We start from the raw sequence: 25,936 nt of genomic DNA, 5'->3' as shown, positions 1-25,936 counted from the left end.
AGGCTTCGAGAAAGGCCCGAAACGGCCCGATTCCATCGGGTTATCGGATTGGGCCGGGCCGCCGGGCGGGGGGGTTGCCGGACGACGCCTCAACCGGACAGCGCGTTGCGCACCAACTCGTGAAAGTAGCGGACGCCGTCCTCGTGGCGCGGGCTGAGCGGCCCCTGGGTATAGCGGCCGGCATCGATATTGCCCTGGGCGATCTCGCAGATGCCGAAATCCTCGCGCACGATCCCGCAATTGATGTCGATGGTGCGCTTGCGCGCCTCCGCGCCCTCGGGCGACACGTCCTTGAAGTAGAAATTGTAGAAGAGGCGCGTGCGCTTGGCGTCGATCGGCATGATGCGCGAGGTGTTCATGCCGTGCGGATAGACCGAGAGCGTCATGTTGGGGAAGGCCCAGGTCCAGACCCCGCCATAGATCGAGCCGTCCCGCTGCGGCGCTTCCATCACCACGATCTGGTTGCGGCCCGTGGTCTGGAACCGCTCCATGTCGACCATCTCCTTGAGGCCGGCATGGATGCCCGGGATGTGGTAGCCCTCGACGAAATTGTCGGTGTAGGTCTTCCAGTTGCAGGCGATGTCGAACACCTCCTCGCGCACGAAGGTGAAGCTCTCCATCGGATAGGGCGCGCATTCGTCGAGGAGATCGCCCAGCGCCGCCTCGAGCGGGCCCGCCTCCATGTCGAGATTGACGAAGACGAGGCCCCGCCAGGTCGCGACCTTGACCGGGAAGAGGCTGTAATCCTTCTTGTCGAACCAGTCGGGCTCGCCGAAGGCCGGCGTGCGCCGCAGGTTGCCGTCGGTGTCATAGACCCAGAGGTGATAGCGGCAGCGCAGGATGTCGCAATGGCCGCGGCCCTCGTCGAGCAGCGGCCCGGCGCGATGGCGGCAGACATTGTGGAAGCCCTTGAGCTCGCCCTCGCGGTTGCGGATCACGAAGACGCGCCAGCCCAGGATCTCGATCGCCATATAGTCGCCGGGCTTCTGCAGCGAGGAGAGCGGCCCCGCGAGCTGCCAGGTCTTGCCGAAGATGCGCGCGCGCTCGGCCTGGAAGATCTCGGGGTCCGAATACCAGGCGCCCGGCAGGGTCAGGACCGGTTGGCTCCAGGCGGCGATGGTCTCGGTCTGCATGGCGGGAAAACTCCACTGTCTCGCACGGAAGCTAATCGGCCGGCCGAGGGCGGGCAAGGGCGCAGCCACGCTTCGCATTGTCCCCTCCCCCGTTCAGGGGGAGGGCGAGGGAGGGGGCTGCTCGGTCGGTGAAGCCGGAGCGAAGCGCCCTCGAGCTGTATCCTCTATCGCGTCTTCCCCCTCCCTGACCCTCCCCCTCAAGGGGGGAGGGGATTCCCTTTTCTTATCCTCACTGCGCCGGCAGGGCGTCGATCTCTTGCTGCAGGCGGTCGCGCAGCGGGGCGTCGGCGGGGAGCGCCGCCAGGAGCTTGGTCCAGAGCTGGCGCGCCTCGGCGGGCTTGCCGGACCGCGCCGCGCCCAGCCCGTCGAAATAGAGCAGGGCCAGGTTGCCCGGTTCCTTGGCGCGGACCCGCGCCAGGCTCTCGTCGAAGGCCGCCGGCAGGGGTGACGCCTCGGGCGTGGCCTGCAGGAGCGCGCCGGCATAGTCGAGCTGGATGTCGGTGCGCTCGGGCGCCAGGGTCGCGGCGTGGCCCAGCGCGTCGAGCGCCTTGTCGCTCTCGCCCAGCACGCCATAGGAACGGGCGAGCTTGAGCCAGCCCTCGAGATCGCTGGGATCGCTCTGCAGCCGCTGCGCCAGCCCCTCCACCATGGAGCGGATGGTGGCGTCGCGCTGCTCGGGCGTGAGATTGGCCATCGCCGCCATGTCGTCCGCCGAGGGCCCGCCGGCACCGCTGCCGCCACCGCCCGTGGCGGCCGGCGGCGCGGCGGTGGCCGCCATGCCGGCCTTGGCCCGCTCGGCGGCGGCGATGGTCTGCTCCACCATCGGGCGCCAGCCGGCATCGGACGGCGCCTCCGCCAGGAGCTGGTGCCAGGCGGCCAGCGCCTCGTCGAGGCGCCCGGCCTCGGCATCGCCCAGCGCCAGATAGAACCGCGCGCGCGGATCGGTGGGATCGGCCGCGAGGCCCTTGCGCAGGGCGGCGGCCGCGTCGGGCGTGACCTGCCCCTCGGCCTGCTGGGTCAGGGCTTCGCCATAGCGCGATTGCGTCAGCTTCGGATCGGCCCCCTGCTGGATCGCTTGCTCCAGCGCCGTCGCCGCGTCGTCGAAGCGCTGCAGCGCGAGATAAAGATCGCCGAGCTTCGCCCATCCCGCGGCGTCGGACGGATTGGCGTCGAGCTGCGCCGCGAGGCTCTTGGCCTGGTCTGCGATCGGCTGCAGGGCGGGCGAGGGCGCCGGGATCTCCTTGTCGATCGGGAGCGGCGCCGACGCGATCATGCGCATCGGCTGGTCCGGCAGGCCGGGCCGGCCCAGCTCGAGATAGAGGAGGGCGGCGCCGGCCGCGAGCAGGATCGCCAGCACCAGCGCCAGCCGGCGGCGCGTGGCCGTGGTCTGGCGGCGCACCGGCGCGCTGTCGCCCGTGGTCGCGAGCAGCCTTCGCTCGATCTCGATCTGCGCGGCGCTCGCGGCGTCGGCGGTGATGAGCCCGCGCTCGCGATCGCGCCTGAGCTCGCCGAGCTGGTCGCGATAGACGGCGGCGTCGCCCTCGACCGGCTGGGGCGGCTCTTCCGGCCGCAGCAGGGGCCAGAGCAGGCCCAGCAGGATGCCGAGCGTCAGCAGCGCGATGGCGAGCCAGAGCAGCAGGATCATCGCGGCCCCTCGCGGCGGGGCGCCGTCGTGTCGTCATCTTCGGCGAGCAGGGTCTCGAGCCTCGCGGCTTCTTCCGCGTTCAGCGGTGCCGGCGCCGCGTCCTGGCGGCGGCGCCGGAAATAGAGCGCGATCAGGATCAGCGCCACCAGGAAGATCGCGGCGGGCCCGAACCAGAGCAGATAGGTTTTGGGTTTCAGCGGCGGCGCCAGCAGCACGAAATCGCCATAGCGCGCCACCAGGTAGTCGCGCACCTGCTGGTCGCTGTCGCCGGCCAGGAGCCGCTCGCGGATCAGCACGCGCAGATCATGCGCGAGCTCGGCCTGGGAATCGTCGATCGACTGGTTCTGGCAGACGAGGCAACGGATGTCGCGGCTGATGACGCGGGCCCGCGCCTCGAGGCCGGGATCCGACAGCATCTCGTTGGGCTCGACGGCGAATGCGAGGGCGCTCACGGCCGACAGCAGCGCCGCCAGGAAGGCGAGCGAAAGAAACCGCCGCTTCATTTGAAGCGGGCGCTTCATCTCGTGAGCTCGTCGAGCAGCGGCATGATCTTACGGTCGATCGTGGGCTGGTCCAGCGGTCCCCATTGGCGCAGGCGGATATGGCCGGCGCGGTCGATGATGAAGGTCTCGGGCACGCCGGAGATGCCGAAATCGATGCCGGTGCGGCCCTTCGCATCGACGCCGATGGCGCCGTAGGGGTTGCCCAGCCCCTTCAGCCAGACCGCGGCCGCGGCCGGCTCGTCCTTGTAGAGGATGCCGTAGAGCGCGACCTTGGGATGGGCCGCGAGCTGCGTCAGCAGCGGATGCTCGGCGCGGCAGGGCAGGCACCAGCTCGCGAAGAAGTTCACGATCGTGACCTTGCCCTCGGTGCCGGCGCGCGCGAGATCGGCGTTCGACAGTCCCGCATCGGCCTCGGTCATGCCCGGCAGCGCGAAGGCCGGCGCCGGCTGATCGATCAGGGCCGAGGGGATCTCGCTCGGATCGCGGTTCTCGCCCAGCCGCAACAGGAAATAGGCGGCGAGGCCGGCGAACAGCAGGATCGGCAGCAGGAACAGGAGCCGGCGCGGGGTCATGCGGGAATGGATTCCGTCTGCATCAAGCCCGGGGCCGCGTCACGCCCGGGCCGCGGCGACGGCCGCGCGGCGCTGTGCCGGCGCGCCCACGCGGTAGCGCCGGTCCGAGAGCGAGACCAGCCCGCCCAGCACCATCACCAGCACGCCCGCCCAGATCAGCGGCACCAGCGGCTCGCGATAGAGCCGCACGGTCCAGCCGCCCTTGCCGTCGGGCTCGCCCAGCACGGCATAGAGATCGGCGAGCCCGTTGCTGTGGATCGCGGCCTCGGTCGTCGGCATGCGCTGCACCCAATAGAGCCGGCGCTCGGGATGAAGCACGGCGACGGGCGCGCCGCCGCGGCTGACCGTGAACTGGCCGCGATAGGCCCAGTAATTCACCCCGTCGACGCGGCGCGCCTCGTCGAGGCGGAACTCATAGGCGCCGAGATCGAGGCTCTGCCCCACGGCGAGATTGGCGACATGCTCTTCCTTCCAGGCCGCAGCGCCGGTGATGCCGAAGATCGCGATGGCGAGGCCCAGATGCGCGACCGTCATGCCGACGGCGCTGCGCGGGAGCTGGAACAGGCGGCGCGAGGCGGTCGCGAGACCGCCGCGCCCGAGGCCGATGCGCGTGCCGAGCTCGACGAAGACCGAGACCGCGACCCAGGCGCCGGCCGCCATGCCGACCAGCGCCAGGAGCGGTCCGCCCCGATGCAGCCACCAGGTGAGCGCCGCGGCGGCGAGAGCGATCGCGCCCGCAACCCAGAGCCGCGTGAGCGCGCCCGCGAGATCGCCGCGCTTCCAGGCGAGCAGCGGGCCGATGCCCATCAGGAGCAGCATCGGCAGGATCACCGGCAGGAAGGTCGCGTTGTAATAGGGCGGACCCACCGAGACGGTGCCGCCACCCGTGACGTCGAGGAAGAGCGGATAGAGCGTGCCGATGAAGACCGTGGCGCAGGCGGTTGCCAGCAGCAGGTTGTTGAGCAAGAGCGCGCCCTCGCGGCTCACCGGCTGGAACAGGCCGCCGCCCTTGAGCATCGGCGCGCGCCAGGCGAAGAGCGCGAGTGCGCCGCCGACATAGATCGTCAGCAGCGCCAGGATGAAGACGCCGCGGGCGGGGTCGGTGGCAAAGGCATGGACCGAGGTCAGCACGCCCGAGCGCACCAGGAAGGTGCCGATCAGGCTCAGGCCGAAGGTCAGGATCGCGAGCAGGATCGACCAGGCTTTGAGCGCGTCGCGCTTCTCGACCACGATCGCCGAATGGAGCAGCGCGGTGCCGAGCAGCCAGGGCATGAAGGAGGCGTTCTCGACCGGGTCCCAATACCACCAGCCGCCCCAGCCCAGCTCGTAATAGGCCCACCAGCTCCCGAGCCCGATGCCGGCCGTCAACGCCACCCAGGCGGCGAGCGTCCAGGGCCTGACCCAGCGCGCCCAGGCGGCATCGACCTTGCCTTCGATGAGCGCGGCGACGGCGAAGGAGAAGGCCATCGAGAAGCCGACATAGCCGAGATAGAGCATCGGCGGATGGAAGGCGAGGCCCGGGTCCTGCAGCAGCGGGTTGAGATCGTTGCCGTCGGGCGGCGTCGGGAAGACGCGGGCGAAAGGATCGGAGGTGAAGAGCATGAAGGCGAGGAAGCCCAGCGCCACCATCGCCTGCACGGAAAGCGCGCGTGCCTTGAGCCGCGTCGGCAGGCGGTTGCCGAAGAGCGCCACCGCCGCGCCATAGATCGCGAGGATCAGCACCCAGAGCAGCAGCGAGCCCTCGTGATTCCCCCAGAGCCCGGTGATCTTGTAGAGCATCGGCTTGAGCGAATGCGAGTTCTCGACCACGTTGCGGACCGAGAAGTCCGAGAGGATATGGGCCCGCATCAGGCTCGCGAAGGCGAAAGCGACCAGCAGGAAGAGCGCGATGGCGCCGGGCTTCGCCATCGCCATCCAGCGCGCATTGTTGCGCTGGGCGCCCACCAGCGGGATCACCGACTGCAGCAGCGACACCAAGAGCGCCAGGATCAGCGCGTAATGACCGAGTTCGACGATCATGGCGTGGTTGCCGCCCCGGCCCCGGCTCCCGCATCGTCGCCGCGCCATTCGCCCGATTTCTTCAGGGCCTCGGCGACCTCGCGCGGCATGTATTTCTCGTCATGCTTGGCCAGCACCGAGCGGGCGGCGAAGCTGCCGTCGGGCGTCATCGTGCCCTCGGCCACCACGCCCTGGCCCTCGCGGAAGAGATCGGGCAGCACGCCGCTATAGGTGACGGGCACGGTGTTCTTGAGGTCGGTCACGATGAAATGGATCGTGACGCCGTCGCTGTCGCGCTTGACGCTGCCTTCCTCGACCAGCCCGCCGATGCGCAAGGAGCGGCCGGCCGGCACCGGCTTCGTCAGGAGATCGCTCGGGCTGTAGAAGAAGACGAGATTGTCGCTGAAGGCGCTCAAGACCAGCGCCGTGGCGCCGCCGCCGAGCAGCAACGCCAGACACAGGACGATCAGACGCTGGCGCTTGCGGGTCATGCCCGCTCTTTCGCGGAAGCCGCGGAGGCGGGCACGGAAGAGGCGGCCGGTGAAGAGGCGGTCGACGTGGCCGGCGCGGCGCGCTCGCCCTGGCGGCGCTGCTCGAGCCGGGCGAGCTCGGCCTCGCGCCGCTTCAGCCGGCCGATGCGATGGACGAGCAGCCAGACGAGCAGGGCCGCGACCAGCGCGTAAGCGGGCCAGACGAAGGCGCCGTAGCCGCCCATATCGAAAAAGCCGTCCAGTCCGCTGCTCATGCCCGCCATGCCGTCCCTGGATCAGATGGCTTTCGGATCAGATGGTCGGTGGCCGGGCAGCCGGCAAGCGTGGGACCGAGGCCGGGATTCTGCGCGGGACCGTGGGCGCGCTTATAGCATCGGGGAAGCGCCGCCCGCCAGCGACGCCCTGCCGCGCCGGGTTTCGCCCGCCGCGGCTAGATATTTGAATTAACGAATGAAACCGGGAACGGGCAGTCCGGCCGTCAGGCGGCGCGGCCATATTGCAGGGCGCGGAGCCGGGCCTCGACCAGCTCGGCCCTCATGCCGAGCAGCAGCGTCACGCCGAAATAGGCGTTGAAGGCCAGCGCCATGGTGAAGAGCGGCCAGAGCATCGAGCTGTCGATGGTGGGCCCGCCCATGCGGAAGATCGAGGCCGGCTGGTGCAGCGTGTTCCACCAGTTCACCGAGAACTTGATGATCGGCAGGTTGACGGCGCCCACCAGCGCCAGCACCGCCGCGGCGCGCTGCCCGCGCACCATGTCGTCGAAGGCGGTGAAGAGCAGCATATGGCCGAGATAAAGGAAAAAGAGGATCAGCACCGAGGTCATGCGGGCATCCCAGGCCCACCAGGTGCCCCACATCGGCTTGCCCCAGAGCGATCCGGTCACCAGCGCCATCAGCGTGAAGGCGGCGCCGATCGGCGAGGCCGCCTTGGCGAAGAGATCGGCCAGCGGATGGCGCCAGACCAGCGCCACCGCGCTCGCGACCGCGATCAGCGCATAGACCTGCAGCGCCATCCAGGCGGCGGGCACATGGATATACATGATCCGCACCGAGAGCCCCTGCTGATAGTCGGCCGGCGCCAGGAAGGCCAGGACCAGCCCCAAGGGGAACAGCAGCAGGGCCGCGGCGACCAGCCAGGGCATCAGCCGGCGCGCCAGGCGCTGGAAGCGGGCGGGATTGGCGAAACGGTGCAGCGACATGGGGCGGAGGATGGCCCCGGGGCCGGGTCTTGCCAAGCGCCAAAGGGCCGCAAGAGGCCGCTGACCTGCCATCCGCTCCAACCGTCATCCCCGCGGAAGAGCGCGTGAAGAAATCGAGAGCACCACGCAAGGGCGTGGCAAACACTCAAGCCCCCTCCCCTTGCGGGAGGGGGTTGGGGGAGGGGTGCCACGGACGCAGCTGGGGGCATCCCTGCGATCAATCACCGCTCTGGAGGCAGAAGGCCTAGACAGGGCGCCAAGCGAGCGAGCCCGAGCAGATCAGGCTCCGCTTATTTGCCAGGATCTCGCACGGCATCGCCCCTCCCCCTACCCCCTCCCGCGAGGGGAGGGGGCGAGAGAGTTCTTTGGCATCGCCGATTTCTTCACACGCTCGGAAGCGGGGATCCAACGATCAGCCGACGTCGCTGGATCGAGATGGGCCCCTGGAGTTTACGCTCCCCGCTGGAGTTTACGCTTGGGCCGGGCTACGGCCGGACCAGGGCGCGGGGGTGACGGACGAGGTTGTGTCCGGCGCCGCGGAGTCCGGACGCTCACCCCAGCGCCTGTTTCGCCGCGGCGGCGGCGGCGAAGGGTCCGATGCCGAGCGACACCAGCAGGATCGCGCCCAGGAGCTGGAGATGCGGGGCGGGCGAGAGGCCGGACAACGCCGCGTCGATGGCGGCGGTGCCGAAGATCAGGACCGGGATATAGAGCGGCAGAATCAGGAGCGGCAGCAGCAGGGCGCCGCGCCGGGCGCCGAGCACGAGGGCGGCGCCCACGGCGCCGATGAAGCTGAGGCAGGGCGTGCCCAGCAGCAGCGAGCCGACCAGGGCCGGCAGCCCCGCCGGATCCATATGCAGCATGAGGGCCAGCAGCGGCGCCAGGATCACCATCGGCAGGCCGGTCGCGAGCCAATGGGCGCCGAGCTTGGCCAGCACCACCAGCGGCAGCGGCAAAGGGGCCAGGGCCAGCTGCTCCAGGCTGCCATCCTGGAAATCCTCCGCGAAGAGGCGGTCGAGCGCGATGAGCGAAGCCAGGAGCGCCACCACCCAGAGGATTCCGGCCGCGATGCGGGCGAGAAGATCGGGCTCGGGGCCGAGACCGAAGGGGAAGAGCAGCACGGCCAGCAGAAAGAACGCGAGCGCCGTCGCCGCTTCCGAGCCATGGCGCAGGATGAGCCGCAGGTCGCGCCCCAGGATGGCGAGGAAGCTGCGCAGCGCGCCCGGCGCCGGTGTCGCCACCGGCTCGGCGAGGAGGCGTTCCGCGCTCATGACGCGGCTCCGCGCTCGGCGAGGCGGAGCTCGTCGCTCGGCTGGAGCGCCAGCCGGTCATGGGTCGCGACCACCGCGATGCCGCCTTGGGCGCGATGGGCGGCGATGGCGGCCAGCAGCCGCTCCACGCCCTCGGCATCGAGGCTGGTCGAGGGCTCGTCGAGCAGCCACAGGGCCGCCGGCGCCAGCGTCAGCCGCGACAAGGCCAGGCGCCGGCGCTGGCCCGCCGACAGGAACCGGGCCGGCAGGTCGGCGATCCGCTCCAGGCCGAAGGCCTCGAGCGCCGTCCCGGCGCGGGCGGCGGGCGCGCCTGTCAGCGCCGCCCAGAAGGCAAGATTCTCGGTCACGGTCAGGGCCGGCTTGACGCCGTCGAGGTGGGTCAGGAAGCGCAGCCGCTGGCGATGGGCGGCGGGGTCCTCGGCGATGGGGCGTCCGCGCCAGGCGATGCGGCCCGCCGCCGGCGCATTGAGCCCCGCCAGGACCCGCAGCAGGCTCGATTTGCCGCTGCCATTGGGGCCTGTCAGCAGCAGGAGCTGACCCGGCGCCAGCGCGAAGCCCAGCCCCTCGAACAGCAGCCGTTCGCCCCGCTGGCAGGCGAGGCCTTCGACCGCCAGCGCCGGGCTCGCGGGATCGGGAATTGCCGGGGCCGGGTCGACCGGTGCGGTTCGGGACGAGGGGGACGCTGTTGCCGACAAATCCGGACTTTCTCGCGAAGCTCAAACCCATGGGCCCGGGACTCTCCGGGCGGCCGAGCGCCCGCAAACCCCGTCGGGTTCGCGGGGGTTCCTGGGGCTGCGCACTCTAGCTTGCGTCCCCCGGAGCTTGCGAGGGCCGGGCGTCGCAGGCCGGATCGGGTTTGGAGCGGGGGCCCAAAACAGCGGCGCCGCGCTTCCGGGGATGGGACGGAAGCGCGGCGCTTGAGGGATGTCCGTCGGGGGGGAAGCTGGACGGTCATCCTATTCCAGCCTATTGGGGGCCAGTGCTGAGGCGGGCTGGAGCGCCTGTGCCGGAGAGGGAAGGTCTCCGACGCTTCAAGAGGTAGGGGCGCATCGTGGCGCCTTTGGGCCGCGAAAATGGCGAAATTGTGATTTCTGCCCCGGGGCTTCCGGTGCCCGATCCTGATCACAAGCCGGCCGTTTGCGGGCTTGCCTTTCTGTCATGAAGCCATCGCGGTTGGGATCATTCGATCCCGGCAAGGCCGCCATGTCGTCCCGGCCTCGATAGCGGGCCGCGGACCGTGATAAAAGGCCGTCGCACCGATTCACGCCAGTGCGCGGGCTTCCGAGTCGCGGGCGGTTCCCCTCGCGGCCAATTCCCTGCCTCGCGCGCGATCCAAGGGAGAGAAGACCGTGTCCGTCAGCCTCGACAGCTATAAAACCCGCCGCAGCCTGACCGTCGGCAAGCGCCGCTACGACTATTTCAGCCTGGCGGCCGCGGAGAAGAAGCTGGGGGATCTGAAGCGGCTGCCCTTCTCGCTCAAGGTGCTGCTCGAGAACCTGCTGCGCTACGAGGACGGGCGGACGGTCACCAAGGAGGACGTGGCCGCGGTCGCGGCCTGGCTCAAGGAGAAGCGCTCGAGCCGCGAGATCGCCTTCCGGCCCGCCCGCGTGCTGATGCAGGACTTCACCGGTGTGCCGGCGGTGGTCGATCTGGCCGCGATGCGCGACGCGATGGTGAAGCTCGGCGGCGATCCCAAGAAGATCAACCCGCTGGTGCCGGTCGATCTCGTCATCGACCATTCGGTGATCGTCGACAATTTCGGCAATGCCTCGGCCTTCGCGGCCAACGTGAAGCACGAATATCAGCGCAACGGCGAGCGCTACCAGTTCCTGCGCTGGGGCCAGAAGGGCTTCGACAATTTCCAGGTGGTGCCGCCCGGCACCGGCATCTGCCACCAGGTCAATCTCGAATATCTGGCCCAGGTGGTCTGGACCCGGAAGGACGAGAAGGGGAACGTCGCCTTCCCCGACACGCTGGTCGGCACCGACAGCCACACCACGATGGTGAACGGGCTTTCCGTGCTGGGCTGGGGCGTCGGCGGCATCGAGGCCGAGGCCTGCATGCTGGGCCAGCCGCTCTCGATGGTGCTGCCCGAGGTGATCGGCTTCAAGCTCACGGGCAAGCTCAGGGAAGGGGCGACCGCCACCGACCTGGTGCTGACCGTGACGCAGATGCTGCGCAAGAAGGGCGTGGTCAACAAGTTCGTCGAGTTCTATGGCGCGGGCCTCGACAACATGGCGCTCGCCGACCGCGCCACCATCGCCAACATGGCGCCGGAATATGGCGCCACCTGCGGCTTCTTCCCGATCGACGACGAGACCGTCCGCTTCCTCAAGGCCACGGGCCGCGCCAAGGTGGCGCCGCTGGTCGAGGCCTATGCGAAGAAGCAGGGGCTGTGGCGCTCGGCGAAGACGCCCGACCCGGTCTTCACCGACACGCTCGAGCTCGATCTCGCGACCGTCGAGCCCTCGCTCGCCGGGCCCAAGCGTCCGCAGGACCGCGTGCCGCTGAGCCAGGCGGCACCGCAATTCACCGGCACGATGGAGAAGGAGTTCGGGCGCAAGGATGACGGCAAGCGCGTCGCCGCCGAGGGCGAGAAATACGATGTCGGCCATGGCGACGTGGTGATCGCCGCCATCACCTCCTGCACCAACACCTCCAACCCCTCGGTGATGCTGGGCGCCGGCCTCATCGCGCGCAACGCGGTCAAGCATGGCTTGAAGGTGAAGCCCTGGGTCAAGACCTCGCTGGCACCGGGCTCGCAGGTCGTGACCGATTATCTGAAGAAAGCGGGCCTCCAGGACGCGCTCAACAAGATCGGATTCAATCTCGTCGGCTATGGCTGCACCACCTGCATCGGCAATTCGGGCCCGCTGCCGGACGCGGTGTCGAAGGCGGTCAGCGACGGCGATCTGGTGGTGGCCTCGGTGCTCTCGGGCAACCGCAATTTTGAAGGCCGCGTCAATCCGCAGACCCGCGCCAACTTCCTGGCCTCGCCGATGCTGGTGGTGATCTACGCGCTCGCCGGCTCGATGAAGATCGACATCACCAAGGATCCGATCGGCACCGGCAAGGGCGGCAAGAAGGTCTATCTCAAGGATCTCTGGCCGACCAACGAGGAGATCGCGAAGTTCGTCAAGAAGAACGTGACGCCCACCGCCTTCAAGACGCGCTACGCCGACGTGTTCCATGGCGACAAGTTCTGGCGCGGCATCAAGGTGGCGCCGAGCCTGACCTATGGCTGGGACAACAAGTCGACCTATGTGCAGAACCCGCCCTATTTCGAGGGCATGACCAACACCGTCGGCGGCTTCTCCGACATCAAGGGCGCGCGGGTCCTGGCGCTGCTCGGCGATTCCATCACCACCGATCACATCTCGCCCGCGGGCTCCATCAAGAAGGACAGCCCGGCCGGCAAATATCTGATCGAGAACGGTGTCGCCGTCGCCGACTTCAACCAGTACGGCACGCGCCGCGGCAATCACGAGGTGATGATGCGCGGCACCTTCGCCAATATCCGCATCAAGAACGAGATGGTGCCGGGCGTCGAAGGGGGCGTGACGAAATACATCCCGACCGGCGAGACCATGCCGATCTATGACGCGGCGATGAAATACAAGGCGGCCGGCACGCCGCTCGTCGTCATCGCCGGCAAGGAATACGGCACCGGCTCCTCGCGCGACTGGGCGGCCAAGGGCACGATCCTGCTCGGCGTGAAAGCCGTGATCACCGAGAGCTTCGAGCGCATCCATCGCTCGAACCTGGTGGGCATGGGCGTGATGCCGCTGCTCTTCAAGGAAGGCACGACGCGCAAGACGCTGAATCTCGACGGCACCGAGATCTTCGACATCACCGGTCTCTCGGGCGGCATCAAGCCGCGCATGGACGTGCCCGTCACGATCCACCGTGCCGGCGGCAAAACCGAGCAGATCACCGTCACCTGCGGAATCTTCACGCTCGACGAGGTCGAGTATTTCCGCAACGGCGGGATCCTGCACTACGTGCTGCGGAACCTCGCGAAGGCGGGGTGAGCGAGCTTGCTAATCCCCTCCCCCGGAACGGGGGAGGGTGAGGGAGGGGGCTGCTCGGTCCATCAGCCCTCTCCCTAACCCTTGTATCTAGACAAGGGTATCCGGTCATGAATGATCGACACGGTTGCAAGCGGAAGCCCGTCAACCCTCTGGTTTTGAAGACCGTGGGAGAGCTGGGGGCTCCGCTTGCAGGTTCTCCGAGCCCGAACAGTCGCCGGGGCCGCGCTGCGAGCCCGTATCTGCAAGGTCGGGCGAAGAGCCGCAGAAAGGGACCGGGAATGTTCGTTGGGATCGATGTTTCGAAGGCTCGGCTGGATGTGCACGTCCGGCCGACGGGTGCGGCCTTTAGCGTCGCGCGCGACGAGGAAGGTCTGGCGGCTTTGGTTGCCCGGCTGAAGGCACTGGCGCCAAAGTTGGTCGTGCTGGAGGCGACGGGAGGCCTGCAGTTGCGGGCCGCGGCGGTGCTGGCGGCGGCCGGGCTGCCGGTGGCGGTGGTCAACCCGCGTCAAGTCCGTGACTTTGCCCGCGCCACGGGCCGCCTGGCCAAGACTGACGCGCTCGACGCCGAGGCGATCGCCCGGTTTGCCGAGGCGGTCCAGCCGGAACCCCGGCCTCTGCCCGATGCCGAGACCGACCGGCTCAACGGCTTGATCGTCCGCCGGCGCCAGATCGTCGAGATGATGACCGCGGAGAAGAACCGGCGCCATCAGGTGACCCGGCCCGATCTCAAGGCCGATCTCGATGCTCATCTCGAATGGCTGGGCAAGGCCTTGAACCGGATCGACGAGGATCTCGACAATGCCGTGCGCTCCAGCCCGATCTTCCGAGCCAAGGAAGAATTGCTGAAAAGCGTCCCAGGGATCGGTGATGTCGCGTCTCGCACCCTGCTGGCCGAGCTGCCCGAACTGGGCCGCCTCACCCGGCGTCAGATCGCTGCCTTGGTCGGCTTGGCACCCTTCAATCGCGACAGCGGCACCCTGCGCGGCCAGCGCACCATCTGGGGCGGGCGCGCCGCCTTGCGGGCAACGCTCTACATGGCCGCCCTGGCCGCCATTCGCCACAATCCCGCGATCAAGGCCTTCCATGCTCGCCTGCGGGCGGCCGGCAAGCCGGCCAAGGTCGCCATCACCGCCTGCATGCGAAAGCTGCTCGTCACCCTCAATGCCATGGTTCGCGACAACAAACCCTGGCAAACCGCTTGACTGGCAACACAGTCGCTCTCCCGCAAGCGGGAGAGGGGATAAGAACGCGCCTCACCGCTTGCCGAAGAACCCTTCCAGCCGGTCCATCGCCTTCGCCAGCCGCTCGTGGCTCGAGGCGAAGCAGAGGCGCAGGTGGCCTTCGCCGCCGGCGCCGAAGGCGCTGCCGGGGGCGAGGCCGACGCGGGCTTCCTTGACGAGGCGCTTGGCGAAGGGCAGCGACGGGCCCATGCCCTCGACCTGCAGCATCACGTAGAAGGCCGCGGGCGCCGGCACGACATGGACGCCCTTCATCGCGTTGAGGCGCTTGACGACGAGGTCGTGCGCCTGGTGGCAGCGCTCGACCAGCTCCTTCACGAAGGGCTCGCCCTGCTCCAGCGCCACGACGCAGGCCTCCTGCAGCGCCTGCACGCCGCCCGAGGTGTTGTATTCGATCAGGCGGTCGATGGCACCCACCACGCGCTGCGGCATCACGGTCCAGCCCACGCGCCAGCCGGTCATGGCCCAGCTCTTGGAGAAGCTGTGGACGATGAAGAGCGGATCGTCGGGCGCCGCGACCTCGAGGAAGGAGGGCGCCACCGGCCGGTCGTAGGTGAAGCGGTGATAGACCTCGTCCGAGATGACGAAGATCCCGCGCTTGCGGGCGAATTCGAGCACGGCCTTCATCTGCTCGTGCTCCATCAGCCAGCCGGTCGGGTTGCCCGGCGTGGCCAGGTAGATCGCGCGGGTGCGCGCATCGACGGCGCGGAAGAGCTTGTCGAGATCGAGCCGCCAGCCGTCATTGCCGGGCTCGAGCGCCACCTCGCGGGCGGTGCCGCCCATGATCTCGATCGAGCGCGCGAAGTTGGGCCATACCGGCGAAACCACGACGATGTTGTCGCCCTGGCTCACCAGCATCTCGGCGATCAGCATCATCGCGTTCATGCCGGCGCTGGTGACGGTGATGCGCTCGGGCGCCATCGGCACGCCGTTGATGCGGGTGTGGTAGCGCGCCAGCGCCTGGCGCAGCGCCGGGATGCCCTGCTTGTAGGTGTAGAAGGTGTGGCCGGCCTTGAGCGCGTCCGCCGCCGCGTCGCAGATGAACTGCGGGGTCGGGATGTCGCCTTCGCCGACCCAGAGGCCGATCACGTCGGGGATCTCGAATCCCATCTTCCAGACCTCGACGATCTGGGAATCCGGCAGGGCGTCGATCTCGGGGCGGAGCATGGCCTGGGGGTATGCGTCGTGAGCCATCGGGGTTCTCGGAGGCTGGGGCATGGGACCTGCCCGCCAGTCTAGGGGTCAGGGTCTTAAGGTTCGGTTCGCGGGCATCGGGGCCGGCGTCCCCGCCGGTATCGGGGCGGGGGCGGTCGCCGCCTTGGCGGGCTTCAGCAGCACCAGCAGGTTGCCGGCGAGGACCAGCAGGATGCCCAGCCCGGCGATCGCGGTCCAGCGGTAGCCCTCGAACAGGGTCGAGAGCAGCATCGCCAGGACCGGGAACAGCACGCTGGCATAGGCCGCCCGGTCGGCGCCGATCCGCTGCACCAGGGTCAGATAGCTGCCGAAGCCGATCACCGAGGCGAAGACCACGAGATAGCCCAGCGAGAGCAGGAACGGGGCGCCCCCGTCGAAGCGGTAGGGGGCGCTGAAAAGGCCGGCCGCGACCAGCCCCAGGAGCGCGCCATAGCCCATGCCCAGCGCGTTGCTCTCCACCACGGGGATGCCGGCCCGCTTGTGGCGGACCGAGACCATGTTGCCGAGCGAGGCGGAAAAGGTGGCGACCAGGGAAAGGATCAGCCCCTCGAGATGGGCGCGCGAGAACTCGATGCCGAGGATCGCCGGCAGGAAGACGAGGCCCAGCCCCGCCATGCCGATGAGCGCCCCGAACCAGACGCGGCGCTCGGTGCGGGTGCCGAAGAAGAGCGCGCCGTTGGCGATGTTCATGACCACGATGGTCGAGAAGCAGATCGCGAGCAGCCCGGTCGGGATGCGCGAGGCGGCGATGTAGAACAGGAGATAGTTGAACCAGAACAGCGTGGCGCCCTGGATCGCGCAGAAGAGATGGTCGCGCCAGCCGAAGCGCAGGCGCCGGCGCGTGACGAGGCAAAAGAGGATCAGCAGGGCGGCCGAGAGCAGATAGCGGTAGGCGATCGACTGCAGCTCCGGCACCGCCCCGATCTGGAAGCGCATCGCGTACCAGGAGGTGCCCCAGATCAGCACGGTGACGATATAGAGGATCGAGATCGGCAAGGGTCGGCCCGCTCACGCCCGAAGATCGACGGGCCGCATTATGAACGTTCAACCGCCCGCGTCACCGGGGCGCCGCTGCATGGCGGTCATGCGGGCGGGTGGAGGGATTGTCATGGTGACGGTGGGTGGGGATGGAGATTGTCAGGCGAGATGTTGTCCCTTCCCCTCTTGCGGGGGAAGGTTAGGAAGGGGGACGACGCGGTGTCGATATCGCGCGGCCCCCTCCCTGACCCTGCCCCTGAACGGGGGAGGGGATAACGGCGCGGGACGGCTACTTCTTCGTCCGTTCCTCGACGGTCCAGCTCTTCTTCATGCCGAGGCGCTCGGCATAGCCGGGATCGCGGATGGCGCGGATGCGGTGGAGGCGCAGGAGGGCGGGCAGGCGGTTGCGGTTGGCCTCGCGATAGGCGTCGAGCGGCTTGAGCAGCCGGCCGCCGCCGCCGAGCAGCGCGTCGCCGAACTCGACGATGCGCCGGTTGGGCCAGGGCTTGTTGGTGATGCGCAGCAGCTCCGCGAAGGCGGCCTCGGCTTCGGCCGGACCGAGCTGCCGGGCGAGCGCCAGATAGGCGGTGGCGGTGCTGCGGCTGGCCCCGGCATGGCAATGGATGAAGAGCTTCACCGGGGCCTTGTCCAGGGCGGCCATGGCCCGCTCGATCGCGGCGAGCTTGGTCTCGACATGCTCGGGCCGCGGCGAATGCTCGCGTTCCACCTCGCGGTCGAGATAGCGCAGCAGGATCCGGTCGATATCGGGCCCGACATGCCGGTAGCCGCCCGGCTCCGGCATGGTGGGATCGAGGATGCCGATCAGATGCGTCGGCTTGAAGACCGGCAGGTCGGCATCGATCGTGTGCAGGCCGCCGACACGGATGGTAAGGCGTTTCATCGCGGGGTCTCTGGTCTCGAGAATCAATGGCTCACGGGCGATGGCTCTGGGCCAGCCGCCGGCCGATCGCGGGCATGGTTTCGGCCGGCACGTTGGCGAAGGCGAAGCGCAAAAATTCCTCTTGGCCCGGGCCGAACATATTGCCCGGCAGCGCCAGGATGTTCTGTTCCGCCGCCAGCGCCCGCGCGACCTCGCCCGCCGCGCGGCCCTTGAAGGGATGGCGCAGATAGGCGAAGTAGGCGCCGGCGCTGATCAGCTCGTAGCCGATATCGTTGGCCTTGAGCGCCTGCACCAGCGCCTGCAGGCGCTCGCGCATCATGGCGGTGTTGCCGACACGCCAGCCCTTCAGATGCTCGAGCCCGTAGAGGGCCGCGAGCTGGCCGACGCGCGGGGCGCAGATCGCGACCGTGTCCATCGCCTTGGCGATCTCGGCGATGAGGGCGGGGCCGGCGATGATCGAGCCGACGCGATAACCGGTCAGGCAATAGACCTTCGAGAAGCTGTAGAGCTGCACCAGCGTGTCGCGCCAGTCGGGCTCGGCGAAGAGGTCGTGAGGCGCGCCGTCCCGCGGCAGGAAATCGCGATAGGTCTCGTCGAGGATCAGCGCCAGGCCGCGCCGCTTCGCCAGATCGTAGAAGGCCTTGATCGTCTCGGGCGGATAGATCGCGCCGGTCGGGTTGTTGGGCGTCACCAGCACGATCGCGCGCGCCTTCGGGCCGATGAGCTTCTCGGCATCCGCCGGATCGGGCACGCCGCCGCGATCGGGCCGGAACGGCAGATGCACGGCCTTGAGGCCCTGCATGTCGAGCCACATCTGGTGATTGAAGTAATAGGGCAGCGGCAGGAGGATCTCGTCGCCGGGCCCCGCCAGCGCCGTCACGGCGAGGCAGAAGGCCTGGTTGCAGCCGGCGGCGATGAGCGTGTCGGCGGCCGCGATGCTGGCACCGTAGAAGGCGCCCATGTCGGCGGCCAGCGCCTGGCGCAGGGCCGGCATGCCCTCGATCTCGGTATAGCGCGCCGAGGCCGGCTCGCCGATGATGCGGGCCAGATGATCGGTCAGCTCGCGGGGCGGCGGATAGCCCGGCACCGCCTGCGCCACGTCGATCAGGGGCTTGTCGGCGGGAAATTCCCGGCCCTTGATCCAGCCATGGGCTTCCGCGATCGGCGGCGCCGCGACGGCTGCGAGAAGCCTGTTGATGTGATAGGTCATGGGCGCCTTGATCTAGCCGCCCGGGGCGGCGCTTGTCACGGGCGAAAGCGAACCGGTCGCGAGGAATTCACGCAACATGATTGCAACGGCAGCGAAGGGTTTTGCCAACCGGGCGGCGGAATACGAAACCGGCCGTCCCGAGTATCCGGAGGCCTTGCTCGGGGATCTGCCGCTGGCGGGCGCCAGGGCCGTGCTCGACCTCGGTGCCGGAACCGGAAAGTTCACCCGGGTTCTGGCGGCGCATGTTGCAGCCCGGACAGGCGGCCCCGCGCCGCGCCTCTATGCGGTCGAGCCGGTGCGCGAGATGGCGGCGCGGCTCGCGGCGCTCGATCTGCCGGTCGGGCTGCTCGACGGAACGGCCGAGGCGATCCCGCTCGCCGATGGCGCGGTCGATCTCGTCTGCTGCGCCCAGTCCTTCCACTGGTTCGACTATGAGCCGGCCGCGGCGGAGATCCACCGCGTGCTGGCGCCGGGCGGCCATCTGGCGTTGATCTGGAACCTCCGCGACGAGCGGGTGCCCTGGGTCGCGGCGCTGACCCAGTTGTTCGATCACCATGCGGGCGGCACAAGGCGTTATGCGACCGGGGCCTGGCGGCAGGTGCTCGGGGATCCGCGCTTCCGGCTGGTGCGGCAGAGCCGGCACGAGTTCCATCACCGCATGCCGCGCTCCGGGGTCTATGACCGCGTCCTCTCCACCAGCTTCATCGCCGCCATGGCGCCGGCCGAGCAGGCGGCGGTGCGCGCGCAGGTCGACCGGCTCATGGCCGATCATCCGGAGATCCTGGCCAGCGGCAGCGTCGAGTTCCCCTATGTCTGCGAGCTCCATCTGCTGCAGCGGGTCGGTTAAAGCGGACTTAAAGCCGGCGGAAGCCCGCTTTCACCGCAAGTTGATTGGCAGGTGAAGGGCTTTGGCTCTTAGTAAGAGGGGGTGGAAGGGCCCAAACCATGACACTGAGCAGGCCGATCCTCGGTGCGGTTCTGGCGATCATCCTGGTGACGAGCTCCGCCGCCGACACGGCCGAGAAGATCCAGCCGATCACCACGGACAATCCCGTCGTGGTCGAGCTCTACACCTCGCAAGGCTGCAGCTCCTGCCCGCCGGCCGACAGCTATCTGGGCGAGCTGGCCAAGCGCCGGGACATCCTGCCCTTGGCGCTCCATGTCGACTACTGGGACTATATCGGCTGGAAGGACAAGTTCGCGAGCCCGGCGGCCACGCAGCGCCAGCGCGCCTACGTCCATGTCATGCACGACCGCATGGTCTACACGCCGCAGATGATCATCGACGGCGTCGCGGAATCGGTCGGCTCCGATCGCGGCAAGGTCGAGAGCCTGATCACCGAGGCGCGCGCGCGGACCAAGCTGCCGATCGCTTTCTGGCGCGACGAGGCGGGCAAGGATTGGGTCGAGGTGGGCGACGGGCCGAAGCCCGAGGGCGGCATCGCCACCGTCTATGTCGCGCTCTATGACGGCAAGCACGAGACGCCGGTGCAGCGGGGCGAGAATGCCGGCACCACGCTCACCGAGTTCAACATCGTGCGCGAATGGCGGCCGATCGGGAAATGGAGCGGCCAGAAGACGCGCTTCCCCATCGTGATCGACGATGCGGATGACGATTACGAAGCCTGCGCCGTCATCGTCCAGCAGGGCGAGGTCGGCCCCATCCTCGGCGCCTCGGCGATGAAGATGGCGCTGCCGCAAGGCGCTGCGCCGTAGGCGCTGTCCTGCGCTCCGTATACTTGTCGTCATCCCCGCGACAGCGGGGATCCATCGATCAGCCCGGCGTGTTCTGTCAGGATGGATCCCCGCTGTTGCGGGGATGACGATAGGGGCGCCGAAGGCACCCCTATCGTCAACTCTCCAGCGCCTTCTTCATCATCGCGCTCTGGCGGCGGGCGAAGGCGGTGGGATCCTCGAGGGTTTCGCCCTGGAGGATGCGGGCCTGGTCGAGGATGAGCCAGGCGGCCTCGCCGATCTCCTCGGCATTGCCCTTGGCCTTGAGGCGCTTGGTCAGCGCGCCCACGAGCTGGCATCGCGGGTTGATCTCCAGCACCCGCTTGGCGCCGGTCTCGAGCCGCTTATGCTGGCGCAGCAGCCGCTCGAGATTGATGTCGAGATCGCCATCCTCCGCCACCAGGCAGGCGGTGCTCTCGGTCAGGCGCTGCGAGACGCGCACATCCTTGACCGCGTCCTTGAGCGCGAGCTTGAAGAGCGCGATCAACCCGTCGATGCCCTCGGGCGCCGGCGGCGCGGGCTTTTTCTCCGCGTCTGTGCCTGCGATCTTGTCGAGCTCGGCGCTGCCGCGCGTGACCGAGCGCAGCGGCTTCTCCTTGTAGGCGCCGACCGCCGGCACCCAGAACTCGTCGATCGGGTCGGTGAGCAGCAGCACCTCGACGTCGCGCGCGCGGAAGCCCTCCAGATGCGGGCTGCGGTTCGCGGCCTCGAGGCTCCCGCCGGTGATGTAGTAGATCGCCTCCTGGCCCGGCTTCATGCGGCCGAGATAATCGGCCAGCGAGACCAGCCTGTCCGAGGCGGTCGAGCGGAACCGCGCCAGCGACAGGAGCGCGTCGCCCTGGTCGTTCTGCTCATAGAGCCCTTCCTTGAGCACCGCGCCGAACTGGTTCCAGAAATCGGCGTAGGACTCCGGTTCGTCCTTGGCGCGCTTCTCCAGCTCGCCCAGCACGCGCTTGGTGATGCCGGCGCGCATCTTCGCCAGCACCGGATTGTGCTGCAGCATCTCGCGGCTGATGTTGAGCGGCAGGTCCGCGGAATCGACCACGCCGCGCAGGAAGCGCAGATAGGGCGGCACCAGCTCGTCGCAGGAATCGGTGATGAAGACGCGCTTCACATAGAGCTTGAGGCGGTTCTTGCGGTCAGGATCGAAGAGATCGAAGGGCTGCGCCGAGGGCACGAACAGGAGGCCCGCATATTCGAGCACGCCCTCGACCTTGAAGTGCAGCGTCATCCAGGGCTTGTCGAAGGCGTGCGCGCTGTGGCGGTAGAACTCGGCATAGCCCTGCTCGGTGATCTCCGATTTGGGCTTCATCCAGAGCGCCGAGGCCTCGTTGAGACGCTCCTCCTTGCCGCCCCCCTTGCCGTCGTCCGCGAGGAAGATCGGCAGCGGGATATGGTCGGAATATTTGGTGACGATCTTCTTGAGGCGGTCGCGCTCGAGGAACTCCCTGGCGTCGGGCTTGAGATGGAGGATCACGTCGCTGCCGCGCTTCTCGCGCTCGGCCGCCGTCACCTCGAACTCGCCCTTGCCGTCCGAGCGCCAGCGCCAGCTTCCCGTCTCGCCGGCCTTGCGGCTCAGCACCTCGACCTTGTCGGCCACCATGAAGGCGGCATAGAAGCCCACGCCGAACTGGCCGATCAGCGCCAGGTCCTTGGCCGCGTCGCCGGTCGCCTGCTTCAGGAAGGCGGCGGTGCCCGAACGCGCGATCGTGCCCAGATTCTCGACCAGGTCCTCGCGGTTCATGCCGATCCCGTTGTCGGCGATGGTGAGGGTACCGGCCTGGGCGTCGGCGCGGATCACGACCTTGAGCTCCGGGTCGCCGGCGATCAGGTCGGGATGGGTCAGGGAGAGATAGCGCAGCTTGTCGCAGGCGTCGGCGGCGTTGGAGATCAGCTCGCGCAGGAAGACGGCGCGCTCGCTATAGAGCGAATGGGCGACGATATCGAGCAGGCGGCCGACCTCGGCCTGGAAGCCGTGGCGGCCCTCGGCGGCGGTCTGGCTTTCTTCCTTGAGCATGGCCGTTCCTGGGCTGGTTCCTTCAGGGTGTGGTCAGGGTCCGCGCCAAGCGTCGGCTTGGACGGGGGCAGATATGTGCTATCCATAAGATGCCATCAAGAGGCTGATAGAGCCTTTCCACCCCTGCTGGCCGGGGCCCGAAGCCGGCTTTGATCGAGACCAGGTCCAGGACAATGGATTCTCGAACCCTGCCGGCGGCCCCGACGCCGCCCCGTGGCTTGGAAAATCCCGGTGCCCCCGGGGCCTCGCCCGACCCCGCCGTCGGGCCGACGGAGGCCGGCAAGGACCTGGCCCAGACCGTCAAGCGCCTGCGGCAGGAGATCGAGGATCTGAGACTCCAGGAGCGCTCGGCGCTCGCCGAATCCCTGATGCTGCGCGAGCAGCTGCGCCGCCTCAAGCAGGCCCGGCTGGTGCGCCTCGAGATCTTCGTGGAACGGCTGCTGAAGCGCGTCTGGCGCCGGCTGGGCCGCGGCGGGCTGTTCCAGGGGCATCTGCGACAGGACCGGCAGGCCATCGAGGCCTCGGGCCTGTTCGACGGCGCCTATTATCGGCGCGCCTATCCGGACGTCGCCGAGGCCGGCGCCGATCCGCTCGCGCATTATCTTCGCTTCGGCGCCAAGGAAGGCCGCGATCCCAGCGCCGCGTTCTCGACTTTCCATTATCTCGACGCTTATCCCGACGTCCGCGCCAGCCGGATGAATCCGCTGCTGCACTACATCCTCGTCGGCAAGGCCGAGGGGCGGTTGCCGCAGGCGCCGGCGTCTCATTCATCGCGGGACCCCGCCGCCGGCAGCCCGGCCCCGGGCGCCCTGGGCGCGGACCGGCCGCCCTTCGCGATTCCCCTCTCGACCCGCAGCCTGCCGCGGATCGCCGTGGTGCTGCATCTCTATTATCTCGACCTCTGGCCCGAGATCGGCCGCCAGCTGCAGGCGATCCAGGAACCGTTCGACCTCATCGTTTCGGTGCCCGAGGCGCGGCGGCCCGAAGCGGAGGCGATGATCGCGCCGCTCTTCCCGCTGGCCCAGATCGTCGCGGTGCAGAATCGCGGCCGCGACGTCGGGCCGTTCCTGATGCTGCTGGGATCGGGACGGCTCGACCGCTACGACTATGTCTGCAAGATCCACGGCAAGAAGAGCCCGCACCGCCTCGACGGCAACGAATGGCGGCACGATCTTTTGGGCAACCTGCTGGGCGGTTCCGGCACGGTCGGGCATCTGGTCGCCTGGCTCGACGCCAATCCCGGCACCGGCCTGATCGGACCGGCGGGCTTGCGCGTCCACGATCGGGACAACCGCTGGGGCAGCAACGAGGAACGCGTGCGCAAGCTGGCGGCCCGGGCGGGGCTGGCCGAAGACGAGGTCCGTCTCGATTTCTTCGCCGGCTCCATGTTCTGGTGCCGGCCCGCGGCGCTGGAACCTTTGAAGTCCCTGAAGCTGGGGCTCGCCGATTTCGAGCCGGAGCAGAACCAGATCGACGGCACGCTGGCGCACGCGCTCGAGCGTCTGTTCGTGCTGGCGGCGGCTCATGCCGGCTTTGCCGTGCGCGAGGCCGACGAGATCGCCGCGGCGCCGCTGCCCGTCTCGCCGCTCCATACGATCCTCACGACCGAGAGCGGCCACCTCGTCAAGACGATCGCCTTCTATCTGCCGCAGTTCCATCCGATCCCCGAGAACGATCTCTGGTGGGGGCGCGGCTTCACCGAATGGAACAGCGTGGCGCGGGCGCGCCCGATGTTCGAGGGCCATCACCAGCCGCGGCTGCCCGCCGATCTCGGCTTCTACGACCTGCGGCTGCCCGAGGTGCGGGAGGCGCAGGCGAAGCTCGCCTCCGCCTACGGCATCCACGGCTTCTGCTATCACTATTACTGGTTCCATCCGCGCCGGCTGCTCGAGACGCCGATCCAGCAGATGCTCAAGAGCGGACGCCCGGATTTCCCGTTCTGCATCTGCTGGGCCAACGAGAACTGGACGCGGCGCTGGGACGGTCTCGATCAGGAGATTCTCGTCCCGCAGAATTACGGCCCCGGCTTCGCGCAGGCCTTCATCGACGAGATCATCCCCTATCTGCGCGACCCCCGTTACATCCGCTACGAGGGGCGCCCGGTCCTGGTGATCTATCGCTCCAAGACGATTCCCGATCTGGCCGAGACGATCGCGATCTGGCGCAAGGCCTGCCGGCAGGCCGGCATCGGCGAGATCCATCTCTGCGTGGTGCGGTTCTGGGACATCGCCGACACCAAGGTCGAAGGCTTCGATGCGGTGATCGAGTTTCCGCCGCACCGGACCCCGCCCGCCGCGACGAACATGCCGGTCGCCCAGCTCAACCCCGCCTTCCGCGGGACCATCCATGACTATGCCGCCGTCATCGAGGATTCCCTGTCCATCGACCCGGCGGCGCCGGGTTTCACGGCGGCGCGCGGCCTGATCCACCGGGGCTTGATGATGGGCTGGGACAACACCCCCCGGCGCGGCGTGGGCGGCGGCATCTTCCACGGCGCCACCCCCGAGACCTACGGCCGGTGGCTGACCGGGCTGCTGGAACAGGAGCGGCGGCGGGCAAGCCCGGAATCGCTCATCTTCATCAATGCCTGGAACGAATGGGGCGAGGGCACGATGCTCGAGCCCGATACCCGCAACGGGCGGGGCTATCTCGAGGCAACCCGCCGGGCGCTCGCCGGGGCGGGCCGCCTCAGCTGGGGCGGAGCGCCGGACCGGCGCGATTGATTAGACTGTCTCCAACCTGTATTTTCCGTAATGTTTGACTGCGCCAGCCGCCGACATTGTCTGGGGGGATGTGCATGTCTGCCGCCGCGGCCCGCATCGCCTTTGCGATGCTCGCCCTGCTGCTGTCTTTCTCGCCATCGGCGCTGGCCGACGGTTCGAACGTCCTGACGGACGAGCAGCGCCAGGCCGAAATCGAGAAACTCAACTGGATCTCGGCGGCCGGGCATTATCAGCTCGCCGCCTCGCACAGCCATATCGATCTGCCCGACGGCTATTACCTTCTGCTGGGGGCCGATGCCGCCCGCTACGATACGCTGACCAACGGGCTCGATGCCTCCAACACCGAGGCGATCGTCTTCCACGATGCCGATCACACCGCGGTCTATTTCGTTTTCGACGCGGTCGGCTACGTCAAGGATGACGACTGGTCGGAGGTCGATGCCGACAGCTTCCTGAAGCAGATGCAGGAGGCCGAGCTCAAGGCCAACAGCGAGCGTGCCCGCCAGGGTCTCAGCTATATGATCGTCGATGGCTGGAAGGAGCCGCCGCGTTTCGACACCGCCACCCACACGGCCTATTGGGCGACGTCGCTCAGCAACGCCATGAGTCACTGGATCAACGCGACCGCCGTGCGGCTGGCGCGCAACGGCTATCACTATGTGATCTGGGTCGGCGAGGAAAAGGCCTTCACCGGCTCCAGCAACAGCCTGGCCTCGGTGATGGCCATTCACGACTACGACACCGGCTATCGCTACAGCGATTATGTCGAGGGCGACAAGCTGGCCGGCTACGGCGTGGGCGCGCTGGTCGCCTCGATCCTGGGGGTGAAGTTCGGCAAGGGATTCCTGCTGGCCCTGCTGGGCGGGATCCTGGTGTTCGGCAAGAAGATCCTGGCCGTGGCGGCCGCGATCGTCGTGGCCGCCGGGGCCATCATCATGCGGTCGCGACGCAAGGCCGCGGCTTTGCCGCCCTCCGCACCCCCACCGCCCGCCGGGCCGCCGCCCGCGGCCGGCTGAACCGGTCGACGGGGCCTGGGAAGAGCGCCCGACGGCGTAAATCCGTCATCCCGACCGGCTTGCGAATCGGGCCCCGAGACCCG

At 68.5% G+C, this 25,936-nt stretch carries 21 protein-coding genes; 6 read left to right on the top strand and 15 right to left on the bottom strand.

The annotated features are described in order from the left end of the window. Window positions 1-89: 89 nt before the first annotated feature. From FRZ61_RS24350 to ccmA, 10 genes are all read right to left on the bottom strand, one after another. A complete protein-coding gene (locus FRZ61_RS24350; protein WP_191909191.1) occupies window positions 90-1,133 on the bottom strand; it encodes an aromatic ring-hydroxylating oxygenase subunit alpha in 1,044 nt (347 codons plus the stop codon). Between the two features lie 229 nt (window positions 1,134-1,362). Beyond that, window positions 1,363-2,778: a c-type cytochrome biogenesis protein CcmI gene (gene ccmI / locus FRZ61_RS24345; protein WP_151120226.1), complete on the bottom strand. Its 1,416-nt coding sequence runs from the start codon at window positions 2,776-2,778 to the stop codon at window positions 1,363-1,365. After that, complete coding sequence (locus FRZ61_RS24340; RefSeq protein WP_225308987.1) at window positions 2,775-3,299, bottom strand: cytochrome c-type biogenesis protein; 525 nt, start codon at window positions 3,297-3,299, stop codon at window positions 2,775-2,777. Before FRZ61_RS24340 ends, ccmI begins: the two co-directional genes overlap by 4 nt. Continuing rightward, a complete protein-coding gene (locus tag FRZ61_RS24335) occupies window positions 3,296-3,853 on the bottom strand; it encodes a DsbE family thiol:disulfide interchange protein (RefSeq protein ID WP_151120224.1) in 558 nt (185 codons plus the stop codon). The genes FRZ61_RS24340 and FRZ61_RS24335 overlap by 4 nt, the downstream gene beginning before the upstream one ends. A 39-nt stretch (window positions 3,854-3,892) precedes the next feature. Beyond that, window positions 3,893-5,872 carry a heme lyase CcmF/NrfE family subunit gene (locus FRZ61_RS24330; RefSeq protein WP_151120223.1) on the bottom strand — a complete coding sequence of 660 codons (1,980 nt, stop codon included), beginning with the start codon at window positions 5,870-5,872 and terminating at the stop codon, window positions 3,893-3,895. Continuing rightward, window positions 5,869-6,342, bottom strand: coding sequence for a cytochrome c maturation protein CcmE (gene ccmE, locus FRZ61_RS24325; RefSeq protein ID WP_151120221.1), 474 nt, complete (start codon window positions 6,340-6,342; stop codon window positions 5,869-5,871). The genes FRZ61_RS24330 and ccmE overlap by 4 nt, the downstream gene beginning before the upstream one ends. After that, window positions 6,339-6,596: a heme exporter protein CcmD gene (ccmD, locus tag FRZ61_RS24320; protein ID WP_151120219.1), complete on the bottom strand. Its 258-nt coding sequence runs from the start codon at window positions 6,594-6,596 to the stop codon at window positions 6,339-6,341. The genes ccmE and ccmD overlap by 4 nt, the downstream gene beginning before the upstream one ends. A gap of 224 nt (window positions 6,597-6,820) precedes the next feature. Then, window positions 6,821-7,534 (bottom strand): heme ABC transporter permease, encoded by a 714-nt coding sequence (locus FRZ61_RS24315; RefSeq protein WP_151120968.1) that lies wholly within the window; start codon window positions 7,532-7,534, stop codon window positions 6,821-6,823. 557 nt (window positions 7,535-8,091) lie between these two features. Continuing rightward, window positions 8,092-8,757 (bottom strand): heme exporter protein CcmB, encoded by a 666-nt coding sequence (ccmB, locus tag FRZ61_RS24310; RefSeq protein ID WP_151120967.1) that lies wholly within the window; start codon window positions 8,755-8,757, stop codon window positions 8,092-8,094. 50 nt (window positions 8,758-8,807) lie between these two features. After that, window positions 8,808-9,449 (bottom strand): heme ABC exporter ATP-binding protein CcmA, encoded by a 642-nt coding sequence (ccmA, locus tag FRZ61_RS24305; protein ID WP_407657953.1) that lies wholly within the window; start codon window positions 9,447-9,449, stop codon window positions 8,808-8,810. A gap of 711 nt (window positions 9,450-10,160) precedes the next feature. On the opposite strand from ccmA, the gene acnA reads away from it, so the two are divergent. Beyond that, entirely contained in the window at window positions 10,161-12,842 is a 2,682-nt protein-coding gene (gene acnA / locus FRZ61_RS24300) for an aconitate hydratase AcnA (RefSeq protein WP_151120218.1), read from the top strand. Between the two features lie 278 nt (window positions 12,843-13,120). Further along, the gene (locus FRZ61_RS24295; RefSeq protein WP_151120677.1) at window positions 13,121-14,044 is read left to right on the top strand and encodes an IS110 family RNA-guided transposase; all 924 of its coding nucleotides are present in this window, start codon (window positions 13,121-13,123) and stop codon (window positions 14,042-14,044) included. Window positions 14,045-14,095: 51 nt separating this feature from the next. Here FRZ61_RS24295 and FRZ61_RS24290 read toward each other — a convergent pair whose 3' ends face one another. From FRZ61_RS24290 to FRZ61_RS24275, 4 genes are all read right to left on the bottom strand, one after another. Then, window positions 14,096-15,274, bottom strand: a complete 1,179-nt coding sequence (locus tag FRZ61_RS24290; RefSeq protein WP_151120216.1) for a pyridoxal phosphate-dependent aminotransferase — start codon at window positions 15,272-15,274, stop codon at window positions 14,096-14,098. A gap of 48 nt (window positions 15,275-15,322) precedes the next feature. After that, window positions 15,323-16,270 (bottom strand): DMT family transporter, encoded by a 948-nt coding sequence (locus FRZ61_RS24285; protein ID WP_225308985.1) that lies wholly within the window; start codon window positions 16,268-16,270, stop codon window positions 15,323-15,325. Window positions 16,271-16,541: 271 nt separating this feature from the next. Beyond that, entirely contained in the window at window positions 16,542-17,153 is a 612-nt protein-coding gene (locus FRZ61_RS24280; RefSeq protein WP_151120214.1) for a hypothetical protein, read from the bottom strand. Window positions 17,154-17,184: 31 nt separating this feature from the next. After that, window positions 17,185-18,363, bottom strand: a complete 1,179-nt coding sequence (locus FRZ61_RS24275; RefSeq protein ID WP_151120213.1) for an aminotransferase — start codon at window positions 18,361-18,363, stop codon at window positions 17,185-17,187. A gap of 76 nt (window positions 18,364-18,439) precedes the next feature. Between FRZ61_RS24275 and FRZ61_RS24270 the strand changes: the two genes are divergently transcribed. Both FRZ61_RS24270 and FRZ61_RS24265 read left to right on the top strand, forming a co-directional pair. After that, entirely contained in the window at window positions 18,440-19,210 is a 771-nt protein-coding gene (locus FRZ61_RS24270) for a class I SAM-dependent methyltransferase (protein ID WP_151120212.1), read from the top strand. 98 nt (window positions 19,211-19,308) lie between these two features. Beyond that, the gene (locus FRZ61_RS24265) at window positions 19,309-20,079 is read left to right on the top strand and encodes a DUF1223 domain-containing protein (RefSeq protein ID WP_151120211.1); all 771 of its coding nucleotides are present in this window, start codon (window positions 19,309-19,311) and stop codon (window positions 20,077-20,079) included. A 136-nt stretch (window positions 20,080-20,215) separates the two neighbouring features. On the opposite strand, the gene htpG is transcribed toward FRZ61_RS24265, so the two are convergent. Next, entirely contained in the window at window positions 20,216-22,114 is a 1,899-nt protein-coding gene (gene htpG, locus FRZ61_RS24260) for a molecular chaperone HtpG (RefSeq protein WP_151120210.1), read from the bottom strand. Window positions 22,115-22,287: 173 nt separating this feature from the next. Between htpG and FRZ61_RS24255 the strand changes: the two genes are divergently transcribed. Both FRZ61_RS24255 and FRZ61_RS24250 read left to right on the top strand, forming a co-directional pair. Continuing rightward, complete coding sequence (locus FRZ61_RS24255; RefSeq protein WP_151120209.1) at window positions 22,288-24,837, top strand: glycoside hydrolase family 99-like domain-containing protein; 2,550 nt, start codon at window positions 22,288-22,290, stop codon at window positions 24,835-24,837. A gap of 74 nt (window positions 24,838-24,911) precedes the next feature. Then, window positions 24,912-25,853 carry a DUF2167 domain-containing protein gene (locus FRZ61_RS24250; RefSeq protein WP_191909190.1) on the top strand — a complete coding sequence of 314 codons (942 nt, stop codon included), beginning with the start codon at window positions 24,912-24,914 and terminating at the stop codon, window positions 25,851-25,853. The last annotated feature ends 83 nt before the right edge of the window (window positions 25,854-25,936 follow it).

Origin of the sequence: Hypericibacter adhaerens (assembly GCF_008728835.1) — a bacterium.
Taxonomy (GTDB): domain Bacteria; phylum Pseudomonadota; class Alphaproteobacteria; order Dongiales; family Dongiaceae; genus Hypericibacter; species Hypericibacter adhaerens.
This window is presented reverse-complemented; position numbering and strand designations above follow the sequence as displayed.